Below are 14451 nucleotides of genomic sequence, written 5' to 3'. Positions count from 1 at the left end.
CCATCCGGCTTCTCCACCTATGCGCCTACTCCTTTCGTTCCCCCCAAATGGGGGACGTCACATTCATGCCCCCAAAATCTGGCAAACTACCGTATCAAATCCTGGCAAATTCATCGCATTGGCCAGAATGTCTAAAAATAGAATATGCCGTCGACAAATTTCTCCGCCCTCACGGCGCGGTGGCCACAGCTTTGCGAGCATGCAGGCGCTGCCGAGCGCCATGTCTATGCCAATCCGGAAGCTGCAGCGGTCAGGCTGCGCTGTTTTGTCGAGGCTGTAGTCGGAATCTTGTACCGCGAGATGCAACTGCCGGCCGGGCTGTCACACGGCCTGTTCGAACAGCTCAATGCGGAGCCCTTCCGGACGAACGTCGACGCAGATGTCATCGCCAAGCTACATGCCATTCGAATGCTGGGGAACAAGGCGGCCCACGGCGGTTCGCTTGCCAGCGGGCAGGCGCTGGCACTGCTGAAGGAGGCCTATCTGGTTGGCCGGTGGCTGCATGGGACGCTCGCGCCCAGCGAAGGCGCGGCGACTTACCCGGACTTCGTAGCTCCACCGAATACCCAACACGAGCCACCACCGCCGCACGCGGCGGCGGACATGGCTGCGCAGCTCGCGGAGGCCAAGGCGGAACTGGCGCGACTGGAGGCGTCCGAGCGAACAGCGCTGAACGAATTGTCAGTCCTGCAGCGGGCGCTGGATGACCTGAAGCTGACACAGTTCCGGGAAGCTTCGTCGCGCGCCGCGGCCCGCATTGACCTCGAGCCGGAGAAGACGAGTCAGCTCGCGAACCTGCAGGACGCCTTCGCAAACACTTCGCTGACCGACGGCCAGACCACCCTAGTCGCGAGGCTCGGCGAATTCCTGCTCGGGCGTGAACACCACGTTTTCCTACTCAAGGGCTACGCCGGCACCGGGAAGACGTTCATCACCAAGGGCCTGACGGAGTATTTTCGCGCCATCGGCCGCAACTACGTGCTGGCAGCGCCTACCGGCAAGGCTTCGAAGGTGATAGCCCGGAAGACACAGTCGCCGGCCTACACTATCCACAAGACCATCTACTCGCTCCACGACATCCGAGAGTATCGCGAGGAAGAGCTCGATGGCAGTGAGACATACAAGTTCTATGCACAACTAAATGTCAACGAGATGTCGGCGGATACCGTGTTCATCGTCGACGAAGCGTCGATGCTGGCCGACATATACCAGGAGGCCGAGTTCTTCCGCTTCGGCAGCGGTTACCTGCTTCGAGATTTCCTCAAGTACGTCAACCTCGACCATAACGACCACCGCAAGAAGGTGATTTTTATCGGCGACGACGCGCAGTTGCCGCCCGTTGGCATGAATTTCTCGCCCGCCCTCAATGCCGATTATCTGCTTCGCGAGCACGGCGTGCGCGCCACCAGCTATGAGCTTACTGAAGTCGTACGACAAAAGGCGGGCAGCGGCGTCATGCGCAATTCGCTGGCACTGCGTGACAGCCTGAAGGCTGGCATATTCAACCAGCTCGAGGTGGACCTAGGTACTCCGGATGTCCGCGAAATCGATCAGGCGGACTGGACGGCTGCCTACCTGGAGTCCTGCGGCGGCCGGATCAATGGCGAGTCCATCGTGATTGCCGGGTCGAATGCCGATGTGGCGGCGTTCAACCGTAGGATCCGGGATCACTTTTTCCCAGGCTGCATGGAGCTTATGCGCGGCGACAAGGTGATGGCGGTCAGCAACAGCAATGCCTACGGCATGTTCATCTCGAATGGCGACTTCGGACTGGTACGCGAGGTGCGTGGCGAACCGGAATGCCGGACCGTCACGCTCAGGCGCAGGAATTCCCAGAGCCGCCATGTGGAAGCAATAGAGGTACCGCTTCGCTTCCGTGAAATCGTGATTGGCTTCCGCGACCTGGATGACCAATCGCATTTCTTCGCCGCGAGGATCTTGGAGGATTTGCTGTACAGCGACCAGCCCGCCCCCGATTCTGACCAGAACAAGGCGCTGTACATCGACTTCTGCATGCGTCATTCGCACTTGCCACGGGGCAGCCAAGAGTTTCGGGACGCCCTGAGGGGCGACCCGTATTTCAACGCTCTGCGACTAAAGTTCGGCTATGCCATCACCTGCCACAAGGCCCAGGGTAGCGAGTGGAACCATGTGTTCGTCAAGTGTCGGACCCACCATAGCCAGTTGTCTGCCGACTACTTCCGCTGGTTCTACACAGCCATCACACGCAGCGCATCCTGCCTGTATCTGCTCGATCCGCCCCGACTGAAGCTCGGCAGCGGGATCAGGGTTGTGAACACACCCGGTATCCCGTCCACGTCACCCGAAGCGCCATCGACGCCACCTGCGCCTGCGGCGGAGCCTGACGAAACCACGATAGCGCGATTCGGCATTCCGCCGGCGCAGACGTTTCTGCACGCGGTACTGCACCGCGTGCAAGCGCTGCTCGCCGGCAGCGACGTGAGCATTGAAGACATCCGCCATAACCAGTACCAGGAGGCGTATTTTTTCAGGCGCGGCAACGAGACGGCACGGATCAATGTCGGCTATGACAGCAAAGAGCGCGTCACCGCGCTGCTGGGACTTCCGGTCGGCGAGTTCAGCGGCTGGCTGCTGGAGCGCCTTGCGCCGCTCCAGGGGGGGCCAATCGTCATCGGTACGACCGCGCCATCGCTACCGATCGAGTTCGAGAAGCCATTCCTGGATGCCTTCCACCAGCGCCTTACCAGCCTTGCAGTTACGCAAGGCATGCAGATTCCGAGCGTCCGGGCCTTGCCCTGGTGTCAGCGCTACAGCTTTGTCAGGGGGGGCGAGCAGGCGGTCTATGACATCTGGTACAACAGTAAGGAGCGCTTCACCCGCTGCCAGGCAGTGGCCAACGCCTGCACACCGGGCCCGCTGGTCGCAGAGGTGGAACGGCTGCTCACCGAGGGCATGAGCTGATGGCCGACAGCAACGAGGTCTTCGCCAAGCGCAAGCAGGGCCAACTGGACGAAGCATACGAACTGGCGCTGCAACTGGTGAAGGAACCTGGTGCCGGCGAGTGGGAGCAGAGCGCCCTGGCGTGGTGCCTGATCGACCTGATCAAGCGCGAGGCTCGCGCGGGCAATACCGTGCCGCTCGAAGAATACCGAGTTCGACTCGAACGCATCACCCCTTCCTCGAAGAATGAGATCCTCTCCGGGCAGCGCGACTATGCGCTCTCGCTATGCCGGCCGGACGGGCGGCTGCGGGCGGAAGCGAAAGCCCTGAGCCAGATCGGTGCCCATGCGCAAGCAGTTGAGAAGTATCACGAGGCGTTGGCCGCCCAACCCGGCGATGTCGGTCTCCAGACCGCGCTGGGCTGGGAGCTCTACCGACATGGCAGGCAGTTGTTGACACAGGAACCGACCAATATTGGACTGATCAAGCGCAATCTCAGCGAGTACCTGAAGCTAAACGTCGAGAAGCCAGCGCTCCTGCATAGTTGCATGCTCCAGCAGGCGACCCAACTGGCCGGGCAAGACAGCCTGAACATGCTCGCTTTTTCCCGGCTGTGGAACCTCGACGCCTTGCGCAGCGACGATTTCGAGCGTTTTCGTGCCGAGGACGGCAAGTCCTATCCCGCGCTTGCGGAAAAGGTCATTCGCCTGGCCGCCAAGGCCGTGATCGCATCACGTAAAGCTGATGACCTGGACTATCTCCGGCCTTACCTTGACGACGCCATCGTACGCTACCCTGACAACCTCTGGCTCAAGCACGCGAAGGCCAAGGCCCTGCTAGCGCTCGGACGCTATGACGAAGCCCTGCAATTCGCCGTGCTGGTGACCAAGGCCAAGCCGGGCGAGTACTGGGCATGGGAGCTGTTGGGCGACGTCTGCGCGCCTTCCAATCCGGCTGCTGCGCTCGCCTGCTACTGCAAGGGCCTGACATGCTCCGACGATGAGACATTCCTCGGCAAGCTCCGCCTCAAACTTGCCGAGGCACTAATCGCGGCGGGAGAGTTGGCTCGGGCGAAGTGGGAGGTGGAGCGTGTGATCGCCTTTCGCATGGAATCGGGCCAGAAGCTACCGGATGCCGCCTCCCAGATCGCCACGCAGTCGTGGTATGCCGACACGGGGCCCGCAGAATCGAACCGGGACTACCACAGGGCCCGTGCAGCCGACGCCGAAGCCTTACTGCTCCGTGACATGCCATGGATTCCCGCGGTAATCGGCGAGCGCTTCACCGTTAGCACGGCGGAAGGCAAGACCCGCACGCGGCGACGGATGTTCATGGATTCGGGCGGCGCCACGCCACGGGAGATCTCGATCCGCGATTCGGAACTCCCGTTCCGCAACGCCAGCCCCGGCGAACCAGTCCAACTCAAGGGCGAATTCGAAACGGGCGACAAGTTCCACCTCTACAAGATCGAGCGAAGGCCCGGCGCGAACTGGGATGTCGTTCCGGCCCAGGTCGGCGTGATCGACCATATCAATGAAGACAAACAGGTAGCCCACGTCATCGTAGCGCGTGATGTCGATGGAGTGCTCCCACTCTCCGCACTGGCAGGCCCGATTCACGTTGGTGAGACGGTGGCGGTCAGGCTGGCCATCTACATGTCGAAGCAAGGGGAGCGATATCGAATCCTGTCGGCGGAGCCCACCAGCGAGCCGCCTGACGCCGCGGTGCTAAAGCCCTTTGAAAGCACTGTTCGCGCCAGCGGCAGTATGGGCTTTACCGACAACGATATTTTCATTCCGCCGGATCTGATGAAGACTTCCGGCGTCACGGACGGCGGCATGGTGTCTGGATTGGCACTGCTGAACTTCAACAAAAAGCGCAAGCAGTGGGGCTGGAAGGCGATCAGCGTCTCGGCAATGCCCTGAGCTGTGAAAGCCTAGTACCGCTGCACCGAGGTTTTGACAGTCTGGCTGGGTTGTAGGACAGGCAAGCAGTTGTGGTCAATGAGCAGTTCGATGGTGCGAGCGATGCCTGCTGGGCGACGGATCAATCCATTGCGTTCGAGGTTGAGCACCATTTGATGGACGGAAGGAGCCGTGACGGCGACGAAGCGCAGCATGTCGCGCTCGGCCGGAGAGCGGCCGCGCAATGACCGCATAAGCCCCCGGTATGGGACCTACTCGGCGTAAGATGTAGCGCTTGACCTACCGGCGCAGTGTGTGATTAAATCGCCCAACATTTCGAATTGGGGTCGACGCCCAAGCCAACCTGCCCCCCCGGGCAAGGTGGATCGCGAAAGCGGATGTGGCTCCTGACGGAGCAACCAAGCGGGTAAAGCGTCGGCCCTCCATGCATGGAGGGTTTTTTGCTTTCTGACTCGGCGATTCCTCAAGACGTCATTCAGGCTTACCTGGAGACGCATTACCACGTACATGGCAGCGCGCCGACTACCTTGAAGGTGGGCGAGGCGAATACAGTCTTGGCTGCCTTGCACGATGCGGCTGACGTGACCAACAGCGCCTACATCACGGCGTGCAATCCCTTCAGTGTGGAACAGGAGCCGGCCCGAAATGCCGAGCTGCAGCGGGCCATGGCTGAGGCCCTGCGGCAACGCGGCCTGCGCCACATCGATGGTATCGGACAGCATCCCACCAATGATTGGGGCGAAGCAAGCTTCCTGGTGCTTGGCCTGAGCCTGAACGAGGCCAAGGCCTTGGGCGCGCAGCTTGGCCAGAATGCCATCGTCTGGTGCGGCGCCGATGCTGTGCCCCAGTTGATCCTGCTGCGATAAACCCAGACAAACCTGGATGGAAAAACGGTAAGTCCGCCGCCCCGCACGGGAAAGGGACCGGGGGGATTTGTTCCAGCTTGCCGCCCCCTGACGCCCTCGTCAAAAGCGGCTAAACAGGAGAAATCCATGATGATTCGCAACGGCCTGTTTTCCTCGGAATCGGTCTCCGCAGGACACCCGGACAAGCTCGCCGACCGCATCTCCGACCGCATCCTCGATGCCTTCCTCGCGCGCGATCCCCACGCACGCGTCGCTTGTGAGACGCTGCTCGCGGACCAGTGCGTGATTGTTGCCGGTGAATTCAAGACGCGATGCCAGGATGACTTCGATGCAGTGCGCGCCTCCGCCGATGCTCTGGTGCGTGACGTACTGCGCGAGAGCGGCTACCGGGATGCCGAAACCGGCATCGATCCGGAGCACTGTGAAGTCCAGATCCGCTTCAATGGCCAGTCGCAGGACATCAACCAGGGTGTGGATCGTGCCGACGGCATCTTGGGCGCAGGGGACCAAGGGTTGATGTTCGGCTATGCCACCGACGAAACGCCAGAGCTGATGCCGGCGCCGATCGTCTATGCGCACCAGCTTGTGCGGCGCCAGGCCGAACTGCGCCAGCAGGGCGTCTTGCCCTGGCTTCAGCCAGATGCCAAGTCGCAGGTCAGCTTCCGCTACGTCGACGGGCGTCCCACGCAGATAGAGGCTGTAGTGCTCTCCACGCAGCATGAAGCGGGTATCGGGCTGGAAGCGCTGCGCGCTGCCGTGCTGGAGCACGTGATCGAACCAGTGATTCCGGCGCACTTGCGTGCCAATGGGCTGCGCTGCCTGATCAACCCGACGGGGCGCTTCGTCACCGGGGGACCCAAGGGAGATGCCGGGTTGACCGGACGTAAGATCATCGTCGACACCTATGGGGGTGCAGCGCCCCACGGCGGCGGCGCGTTCTCGGGGAAGGACCCCTCCAAGGTCGACCGCTCGGCGGCCTATATGACGCGGTACCTGGCCAGGCAAGTGGTGACGCGTGGCTGGGCGCGGCGCGCGCTGGTGCAACTCGCCTATGCCATCGGCGAGGCAAAGCCGGTCAGCTTCCTGGTCGAAACGTATGGGACCGAGACGGATCAGAAACGTGATCTCGCCGTCGAGCTTGCGCGCGAGTTCGATCTGCGGCCGCAAGGCATCATCGAAACACTGGACCTGCGGCGCCCCATCTACTATCCGACCGCGGCCTACGGACATTTCGGCCGCGGGGATGTCAGCCTGCCTTGGGAACAGTGATGGGATGAGGTGCGCGACAGCGCTGCCACGCCTACGGGCCATGCGTGTAAAAGCTGGGGCGCAATCGCTGGCGAGGCGGATGTCGCAAGGAAGAACCGTCGAAAGGGGATATCGAATGAGCCATGATGGATTTTTGGGGTTGGCACAGCAGCATCCTGCCCATGCCACGCTGGGGGGGCTGGTGGGCTTGCTGGTGGGTGATGCGCTTGGCGTACCATATGAGTTTCACTCGGCGGCGCAGTTGCCAGCGCGCGAGTCAATCGAAATGCAGCCGCCGGCTGGGTTTCATCGCGCGCACTCCGGGGTGCCAGCAGGCACCTGGTCAGACGACGGTGCGCAGGCATTGTGTCTGCTGGCCACGCTGGTCGAACACGGCAAGCTTTCGCTCGTTGATTTCGCCGACCGGCTGCTGCTCTGGCTGGACCGTGGCTATCTGGCCATTGACGGGCGGGTCTTCGATGTCGGCATCCAGACTGCCGACGCGCTGGACAATCTGCGCGACGGCGCGTCGCCGCGTGAATCGGGTGGGCGCGATGTCATGGACAATGGCAACGGCAGTCTGATGCGCTGTCTGCCCTTGGCCCTTCTGCATGCTGGGACCGACTCGGCCCTCGTTCGCGAGGCTCACCTGCAATCGCTGCCCACGCACGCCCACCCGCGCTCACAGGTCGCGTGCGCTTACTATTGTCTGGTCGCCAGGGGCTATCTGGGCGGCCTGGCGGACCCGTGGGCATCCGCAGACAGTCGGCTCGAGACGGTCTATACGGCGTTGCCCGACGCTCAAGGGCGTGGCGAGTTTTTGCGCGAGCTGGACGTCCTGCGAGGCTTCCCGACGCATGATGTGCCTCGCGGCACCGGTTATGTGCTCGACACGCTCTGGTCGGCGCGGCGCGCGCTCGAGGAGTCGACGTTCGAGGATGCTGTTAGGACGGCAGTCTTGTTTGGGAATGATACGGACACTACCGCCTGTGTTGCCGGCGGCTTGGCTGGCATCCGCTTTGGACTCGGCGGAATTCCCAAGCGGTGGCTTGAACAACTTCGTGGTTATGACGTCGTTGAACCGTTGATTTCTGCCTTAGCAGTAGAGGCTCCGGAAATTGGGCGCAGAAGCATCTGACGGCATTTCCGAACGTTTGGTTTTGAGCTATTTGTAGGAGCACGTGGCAAGAAGACGGGCGCGTGAGAACCCGCCATTTCGCGGGACGACTGCCACGGTCAACTCGGATGGCATGCAGTTATTTGGCTCGTGCGGTGGAATTGCGCTGGTCGCTATGGATAGCGCAAGAGTCTTCTTCTTCAGTTAGAGTTTCGATAGCGCCGGTGTGAAAATTTTCCCACCGTACGCTCCTGAAAGCGCCAGCGCAATAGCGTGCTGGCTGCGGACAAGCGCATCTGCAGATTTGATGCAAATGAAAAGTAAGCAAGGTGGAGCGAGCAACACCACCATGTATTTTTGCAGACGACAAATACAAGAGCATGGAAGCCAATACTCGCAAGCTGGAACGAATTTTCGATCAGACTATCACCTACCAAGTGCCGTTGTTTCAGCGCCCATACGTCTGGACTCAAGAGGCGAACTGGGAGCCGCTCTGGGAGGATATCCAGTCACTACTTGACAAGCATTTGCGTGGAGGGAAGGTGCACCCACACTTTCTCGGTGCTGTCGTTTTGGAGCAACTCGCGAACTCAACAGGCTCCATTGAGAGCCGCCAGGTCATCGATGGCCAGCAGCGGTTCACTACGCTTCAGTTGTTTCTGATGGCTGCGCGTGATTTGGCTACTGTGCACGGTAATGCCAAGTACATTGAGCGCTTCACTGATCTAGTGGCGAATCGTCGTAGCAAGATTGACAACGACGACGAAGCATTCAAGGTGTGGCCGACAAACAGCAACCGAGCCGCATTCCGCTTAGTTCATGAGGCTGGCTCGCCCGCCAATGTCGACAAAGCAATTAAGCTACGCGCCGAGTTGGTCGATGGGTCAAACAACATCATCGGTGGCTACCGGTTTTTCCATTCGCAGCTTTCGAACTGGCTTGACGGGAAACTAGACGATGACGAGGATGCAGACGTGCTGTCCGGCAAAGCCATCGGCGACCGATTCGATTCCCTTTGGCACGTCGTCAAGGATTGTCTCCAGGTAGTTGTGATCGACCTCGACAAGAACGATGAAACACAAGTCATCTTTGAGACGCTAAACGCCAGGGGCGAGGACCTGCTGCCCGCTGACTTGATAAAGAACTTCCTCTTTCGGCGCGCCGCATCCGACGGCGAAAACGTTGAAAAGCTCTACGGCGATCATTGGCAATGGTTTGAGACGGCTTGGTGGCGTAGTGAAGTAAAGCAGGGGCGGATTACCCGCCCCCGTATTGACGTCTTCATCAACCACTACCTTGCGATGATGACCCGCGACGAGGTGAAGGCATCGCATCTATTTAATGCATTCAAGGCCTTCGCTGAGCAATCTGCATCCAATGTAGGGTCGCTTCTGAATGTACCGAAGACAGCGGCCGAGCATATTGCACAGCTTTCCCGATACGCAAAAGTCTTCAAGACCTTTTATGAGCCCGAGAAGCACAAGCGCTTATCGACGTTCTTGCGGCGACTGGAGGCTGTGGATACAACGACCGTGTTTCCGTTTCTGCTCTACGCGCATGCTGAGTTGGTGCCAGGAAGAATCGAGGAATTCGACAAGATCCTGGTGCTCATCGAGTCTTACCTGATGCGGCGTATGGTCTGCAATCTGACTGGCAAGAACTACAACCGCTACTTCGTCGACTTGATTCGTGCGCTGGACCGAAAGGGCGCTCTTACAGCAGACGCAGTGGCCGAACACATGGGAAAAAGTCTTGCAGACAGCACCCGCTATCCGGACGACAAGTCTTTTGAGGCTGCCATCACAGATTTGCCGCTTTACGGGCGGTTGGCACAGTACAAGGTTCGAGCTGTTCTGGAGGCACTCGACGAAATAGCCCATACGTCGAAGAGCGAGGTGCAGCCGTTGCCTTCTGGCTTGACTATTGAGCACGTCATGCCGCAGACATGGCAGACGCACTGGCCTCTAGCGGATAAGCACAAGATCGATTCTGAAACTGCCAAGAATGATCCCATCAAAGAGCAACAGGCCGTCCAGCGGCGGGGGCGCCTAATCAACACATTGGGAAATCTAACGCTGATTACAGGCAGCCTGAACCCGGCACTTTCAAATTCCGCCTGGACAACCAAGCGGCCAGAACTTCTGAAGTTCAGCAAACTCAATCTGACCCAGTATTTCCATGAGAAGGATGCCGAGGACTGGGATGAAGAGGCGATTGAAAAGCGTACAACCTACCTTTACGAGCAACTTGCACAAATTTGGCCGGCACTCCCTAAATCTAGTATCGGATAATGTGGCACTACAATTTACACAGATCAGAATTCGTGAATGTCGCAGCCTACGAAGCGAGCACGACGGAACCTCTCGGCTCCGTGCTCCGCTTCGATGAAAAGACGAGCGCGACCTTCTTCAACTAGATTTCCCGACACCCGCAAAGGCAGAGCATGGCCGATTCAGAAATCAAAGAACCCAATGGCCACACCGTCTACAAGTTCACTGGCTCCGAAATCAAGGAGCCGAACGGAAGGACGATTTTTAAAATCACGAACAACGAGATCAAGAGCCCTAACGGCTCCACCCTCTACAAATTCACTGGTGACGAAATTAAAGAACCGAACGGGCATACCATCTACAAATACACTGGCAGCGAAATTAAAGCTCCCAATGGCAGCACTCTCTTCAAATATTCGGCTACTGAATTGAAAAAGCCAAACGGCAGTACCCTATTCAAATTTACCGGCAGAATCACTGTTCCCGTCTTGTTTGCGCTTGGTCTTATCTAATTCAAATGATCACTCATACCTAAATTTTCTCACCTTTAAATCTTCCGAAAACTCTTGCTGTCGCAGGACAGCAAGAGTTTTTCCGGGGTGACGTCGCAACCGGAAAAATTGTCGGTCGGGAGTCCTAATGGATCGTCTGCCCCATCTTCTCGATCTTGGCCAGGAGCTCCTCCGCCGTCATATCTTCCGACCAATCACCAGTGCGGTCCGCTTCAAGAATTTTCTGGGCGAGTTCCGGGTCGACCCAGTCATCGCTGTTATCGGATTCCATATCTTAGTCCCTCCCGTTAAAAATCCTCCGCCCGCTTTTCCCAGTAGCCCGGGGCGTCCTGGTGGGCATTGCACATCGCGAACCCGATCGACAGCGCCCAAAATCTCATCTTTGGCAGGCGAAGCGTGCCGTCCGGGCTCTCCAGAGAGTGTTCCAGCTTCAGATAGACGGGGTCTTCGCGATCGTACGCCGTGTCGATGTAGATCGTGCCGCGATAGCCCATGACCATCCAGTGATCACTGGCGATCTCCCCACATTTCTTCCAGGTGTACTCGTTGGCATCCAACCACGCGACCACCTCTTTGCGGGATGCGTTCTCCGTCCAGTGCTCGCGGACCGCAACCCCCGCAGAGTCTTCAAAGAAGGTCAGATACAGGACGTCGCGTCCCACCTGGCGGGCGATCGCGTCGATATGTTCGATCATTTGAGGCATGGCAGTCTTCCTGAGATGCGAACAGCGATCATATCTTTCAGAATTCACCGCTGCTCTGCACCGCGGAAATCCTAGAGGTTCGGCAGAAGCTTCTGGCCTCGAATACGCCCTTTGCGGTCTACAACACCCAGTACCCTCGCGAAGGCGGGCCGTTCGACAAGACTAGTCACCGTTTCCACCCAACGGCCACCGCTGAAATCTCTTAGGCCCGCAGCCCCTCCGTCTTGGGATTTCAGCAAATGCACCCGCCGCCATGAGTTGCCGCAACGTTGTCGCGCCGGCCACTCCCCGGGGAACGTTCTTGACGCGGATAAGGAATTGGAGCAGTGGGGGCCGACAACGGCGACAGCGCCACCGAAGGTGCTGACGGAGTTACCATGCTTGGTAGGCTCAAGTGTCTCAAGCCCCGTTGCCTGGGTCTTTCGTTTCTAGTCAACGACCTGCGGCGGTGCGTCGAACATTAGCGGGTTGGTAGCAGTCTGTGCGAGCAACCCTTCCTGGCACATCACCGCTGCCACTCGCGAAGCATACTGGCGACTCGCTGCCAACCCTTCAACAAGGAGCCAGTTGCCGAGGCTCCGATCGTCGCCAGCACCCTGCTGTTGCGCCGCGCCGAGGCCAATTGGCCCTTCAGATAGAAAGAGGGGAAGCGAATCGGTCCGGTCCTGGGGCAATGTGAAGTAGGTCGTAGTCCTTCGCCCCGCATATTCAATGATGATCTCGTCCTCATCCGCCAGGTATCGGAAGGGTACGCGGTTCGTCAGTGTTCCTGCTTGTGACAGGACACCAGCCTCTTCAGCCAGCTTCCACTTCTCGGAAACTCGATTGCCCCGTGGTGGGCGCGGACGAGGGGCCGGCGGGAGGCCATTACTCTCTGCTGCCGCCCCGTCATCGCTACCAAGGCAAGCCACGTCGTAACCAAGCATAAACAGGCTGGCTTCGAACGCGTGCATACGCGCCTGCAAACTCCCCTCGCCCTCAAAGAGCGTTGTATTTTTTTCAAGTACCCGGCGTAGCAACCAGCCCAGCCTGACTTTGGAGGACGCCCATACGCCGGTCCGGTACGCCATCAGCCCATGGCCGAGCGCATGCGGGTTCAGATCGAAGACAGTACGGCTCGTCATGAGCGCCGGAAAGCAAAGGGCACCCGGAACTTCGGTCCAGTCCGCGCGGGCTTCCGATTGGCGGTAGCACTCAAGCAGCCCGGCAATCGCTGCTGCCACCCGCGAATCGTAGATCGGCAGGCCATCCTTAGCGAGGAAGGCATGAACCTTTGTTAGCATCGAGTTCATTCGCTCCACGGCGCCAAGCTGCGTTGTGTCGGCAGAGTCGAGCAACATTGCGCTTGCGGACACATCAAGATATCCGGCTAAATCTTGTTGCGCACGGAGGAAGGGCATGGTGCCGCGGTTGGGATTGCGATCGCCACCCCAGCGGACGATCTCCGCGCACACCGCAAGCAGCCTCTCCTGATCACGTGCCAGCAATGCGCTGCGAAGGTCACTGCGAAACTGGGCTGTCTCCGCTTTCGTTTCATTCCAGCTCTTGCGCCAGACATAGTGCGCCAGCACGGCCTCGATGCCAATGAGTTGTTGGTCGATTTGCGCGGGTACAAAGCGCGATCGTTTGATTCTCAGGTGTACACGGAGCGAAGGTAGCTGGCGAGCCATCCAATTGGCGAAACGCTCTACATCCTTGTCTTGAAGAAACTGCTGCCTATCCATATGAGAAAGATTCCTCGTCTCTGGGTAATTTGATGGTTGATCCACCCGGCGTAGCCCAGACGGTCAAGTTAGCCAGTTCGCCGTCGTTCGTGACTTGTCGCTCGTGATGGAAGGAACGATGCGCCATCTTCGCGCCGGCCTACGACGATCCCGACCCAATCACGGACAACGGCCACCGCTAAACTCCCTTTTTCTTGTCGCTGGATCACACTGCACATCGATCGAATCTGGCCCTTTGGTAGCGGCTCTCTTCGCGCACTACTCCCCCCCAACCAACCGGTCGATCTGCCGCAGTACATGGAGCGCCGTGCCCTCGATCCCCAGCGAGCGCGGACCGCCTCTGACCCGCCATTGGCGTGGATTGATACGCAGGAATCTGCCGGCCACGCGCTCCCCAAAGCGCCGCACCGTCGGAATATCGGTACCAGCGCCAATTTCTATCACCAGCACATCCTTGGCCGCTCGGCGCCAGGCATCCAGACGCTCCCATGACGCCGCCGATGGGCCGTCGATCCACGAAGGGTCGTCGAACATCAGGATATTGGGCCGTGTTGCCCCGCCACACGCCGGGCAAACGGGCAGCTCGTTTAAGAGCAGGCAAGTGTCAGCATCGACAACCGGCTGAAACGCGTCGGCCGGCCAGGTGGCTTCGCAGCATGGCCGCGCGCATTGCAGGCGATGGATGGAGCCATGGCATTCGTGCACGCGTTCGGCGGCAAAGCCCCCGCGCTGGAAATGCCCATCGACATTGCTCGTAAATACCCATGCGCCTTGCGACATGCGGCTCGCCCATTTATGCAGGATGCCAAAACCGGCATGCGGGACGACGTCACGATACATCGCCAGCCGGTGGCCATAGAATCCCCAGGCCAGTCGCGCGGTATCCTGTTCAAAATGGTGCGGCGAGGCGATATCGTAGAAGCACATCCCCTGCGTCTTCAGTGCCGGATACGCGCTCCAGAATCCTTCGGGACCGCGAAAATCGGGCAAGCCGGAATCGACGCCCATCCCCGCCCCCGCCGTCACGATCATCGCCTGCGCGGAGCGAATCCAGTCCGCCGCCGTCTCAAGTTCGTTGTCTTCCACTGCCATCCTGGGCTCCTTGCATCGCATCGCCCCATCAGCTTACGGCGGGTTCCGAGCAATACATGCGCAGATCCTGG

General features: G+C 59.4%; 12 protein-coding genes and 1 riboswitch. Of the genes, 7 read left to right on the top strand and 5 right to left on the bottom strand.

Features of this window, described 5'->3' with window-relative positions; genetic code table 11:
• The first annotated feature begins 144 nt into the window (after window positions 1-144).
• Both LDO29_RS11355 and LDO29_RS11350 read left to right on the top strand, forming a co-directional pair.
• Window positions 145-2943, top strand: coding sequence for an ATP-dependent DNA helicase (locus LDO29_RS11355; RefSeq protein WP_224079879.1), 2799 nt, complete (start codon window positions 145-147; stop codon window positions 2941-2943).
• The gene (locus LDO29_RS11350) at window positions 2943-4847 is read left to right on the top strand and encodes a tetratricopeptide repeat protein (protein ID WP_224079878.1); all 1905 of its coding nucleotides are present in this window, start codon (window positions 2943-2945) and stop codon (window positions 4845-4847) included. Before LDO29_RS11355 ends, LDO29_RS11350 begins: the two co-directional genes overlap by 1 nt.
• An 11-nt stretch (window positions 4848-4858) precedes the next feature.
• On the opposite strand, the gene LDO29_RS11345 is transcribed toward LDO29_RS11350, so the two are convergent.
• Window positions 4859-5041, bottom strand: a complete 183-nt coding sequence (locus tag LDO29_RS11345; protein WP_224079877.1) for a hypothetical protein — start codon at window positions 5039-5041, stop codon at window positions 4859-4861.
• A gap of 111 nt (window positions 5042-5152) precedes the next feature.
• Window positions 5153-5259: riboswitch (SAM-I-IV-variant riboswitch) on the top strand.
• 28 nt (window positions 5260-5287) lie between these two features.
• Here LDO29_RS11345 and LDO29_RS11340 point away from each other — a divergent pair.
• The 5 genes from LDO29_RS11340 (at window position 5288) to LDO29_RS11320 (ending at window position 10860) form a co-directional block, all read left to right on the top strand.
• A complete protein-coding gene (locus tag LDO29_RS11340) occupies window positions 5288-5713 on the top strand; it encodes a DUF3293 domain-containing protein (protein WP_396022656.1) in 426 nt (141 codons plus the stop codon).
• 129 nt (window positions 5714-5842) lie between these two features.
• Window positions 5843-6982: a methionine adenosyltransferase gene (metK, locus tag LDO29_RS11335; protein ID WP_224080045.1), complete on the top strand. Its 1140-nt coding sequence runs from the start codon at window positions 5843-5845 to the stop codon at window positions 6980-6982.
• 115 nt (window positions 6983-7097) lie between these two features.
• On the top strand, window positions 7098-8099 hold the full coding sequence (locus tag LDO29_RS11330) for an ADP-ribosylglycohydrolase family protein (protein WP_224079875.1): 1002 nt from the start codon (window positions 7098-7100) through the stop codon (window positions 8097-8099).
• A gap of 359 nt (window positions 8100-8458) precedes the next feature.
• The gene (locus LDO29_RS11325; protein WP_224079874.1) at window positions 8459-10369 is read left to right on the top strand and encodes a DUF262 domain-containing protein; all 1911 of its coding nucleotides are present in this window, start codon (window positions 8459-8461) and stop codon (window positions 10367-10369) included.
• 152 nt (window positions 10370-10521) lie between these two features.
• Window positions 10522-10860: a hypothetical protein gene (locus LDO29_RS11320; RefSeq protein ID WP_224079873.1), complete on the top strand. Its 339-nt coding sequence runs from the start codon at window positions 10522-10524 to the stop codon at window positions 10858-10860.
• A gap of 124 nt (window positions 10861-10984) precedes the next feature.
• Here the strand turns inward: LDO29_RS11320 and LDO29_RS11315 are convergent, their stop codons facing one another.
• From LDO29_RS11315 to LDO29_RS11300, 4 genes are all read right to left on the bottom strand, one after another.
• A complete protein-coding gene (locus LDO29_RS11315) occupies window positions 10985-11131 on the bottom strand; it encodes a hypothetical protein (protein WP_224079872.1) in 147 nt (48 codons plus the stop codon).
• A gap of 16 nt (window positions 11132-11147) precedes the next feature.
• Complete coding sequence (locus LDO29_RS11310) at window positions 11148-11564, bottom strand: hypothetical protein (RefSeq protein ID WP_224079871.1); 417 nt, start codon at window positions 11562-11564, stop codon at window positions 11148-11150.
• Window positions 11565-11992: 428 nt separating this feature from the next.
• Window positions 11993-13288: a hypothetical protein gene (locus LDO29_RS11305; RefSeq protein ID WP_224079870.1), complete on the bottom strand. Its 1296-nt coding sequence runs from the start codon at window positions 13286-13288 to the stop codon at window positions 11993-11995.
• A gap of 258 nt (window positions 13289-13546) precedes the next feature.
• The gene (locus tag LDO29_RS11300; RefSeq protein ID WP_224079869.1) at window positions 13547-14380 is read right to left on the bottom strand and encodes an SIR2 family NAD-dependent protein deacylase; all 834 of its coding nucleotides are present in this window, start codon (window positions 14378-14380) and stop codon (window positions 13547-13549) included.
• Window positions 14381-14451 lie beyond the last annotated feature (71 nt).

The sequence above is a fragment of the Cupriavidus laharis genome, from assembly GCF_914271435.1.
Taxonomy (GTDB): Bacteria; Pseudomonadota; Gammaproteobacteria; order Burkholderiales; family Burkholderiaceae; genus Cupriavidus; species Cupriavidus laharis.
This window is presented reverse-complemented; position numbering and strand designations above follow the sequence as displayed.

Coding starts and splice junctions, on each gene's coding strand:
- LDO29_RS11355 (WP_224079879.1), top strand. CDS start 145: ATGCCGTCGACAAATTTCTCCGCCCTCACGGCGCGGTGGCCACAGCTT.
- LDO29_RS11350 (WP_224079878.1), top strand. CDS start 2,943: ATGGCCGACAGCAACGAGGTCTTCGCCAAGCGCAAGCAGGGCCAACTG.
- LDO29_RS11345 (WP_224079877.1), bottom strand. CDS start 5,041: ATGCTGCGCTTCGTCGCCGTCACGGCTCCTTCCGTCCATCAAATGGTG.
- metK (WP_224080045.1), top strand. CDS start 5,843: ATGATTCGCAACGGCCTGTTTTCCTCGGAATCGGTCTCCGCAGGACAC.
- LDO29_RS11330 (WP_224079875.1), top strand. CDS start 7,098: ATGAGCCATGATGGATTTTTGGGGTTGGCACAGCAGCATCCTGCCCAT.
- LDO29_RS11325 (WP_224079874.1), top strand. CDS start 8,459: ATGGAAGCCAATACTCGCAAGCTGGAACGAATTTTCGATCAGACTATC.
- LDO29_RS11320 (WP_224079873.1), top strand. CDS start 10,522: ATGGCCGATTCAGAAATCAAAGAACCCAATGGCCACACCGTCTACAAG.
- LDO29_RS11315 (WP_224079872.1), bottom strand. CDS start 11,131: ATGGAATCCGATAACAGCGATGACTGGGTCGACCCGGAACTCGCCCAG.
- LDO29_RS11310 (WP_224079871.1), bottom strand. CDS start 11,564: ATGCCTCAAATGATCGAACATATCGACGCGATCGCCCGCCAGGTGGGA.
- LDO29_RS11305 (WP_224079870.1), bottom strand. CDS start 13,288: ATGGATAGGCAGCAGTTTCTTCAAGACAAGGATGTAGAGCGTTTCGCC.
- LDO29_RS11300 (WP_224079869.1), bottom strand. CDS start 14,380: ATGGCAGTGGAAGACAACGAACTTGAGACGGCGGCGGACTGGATTCGC.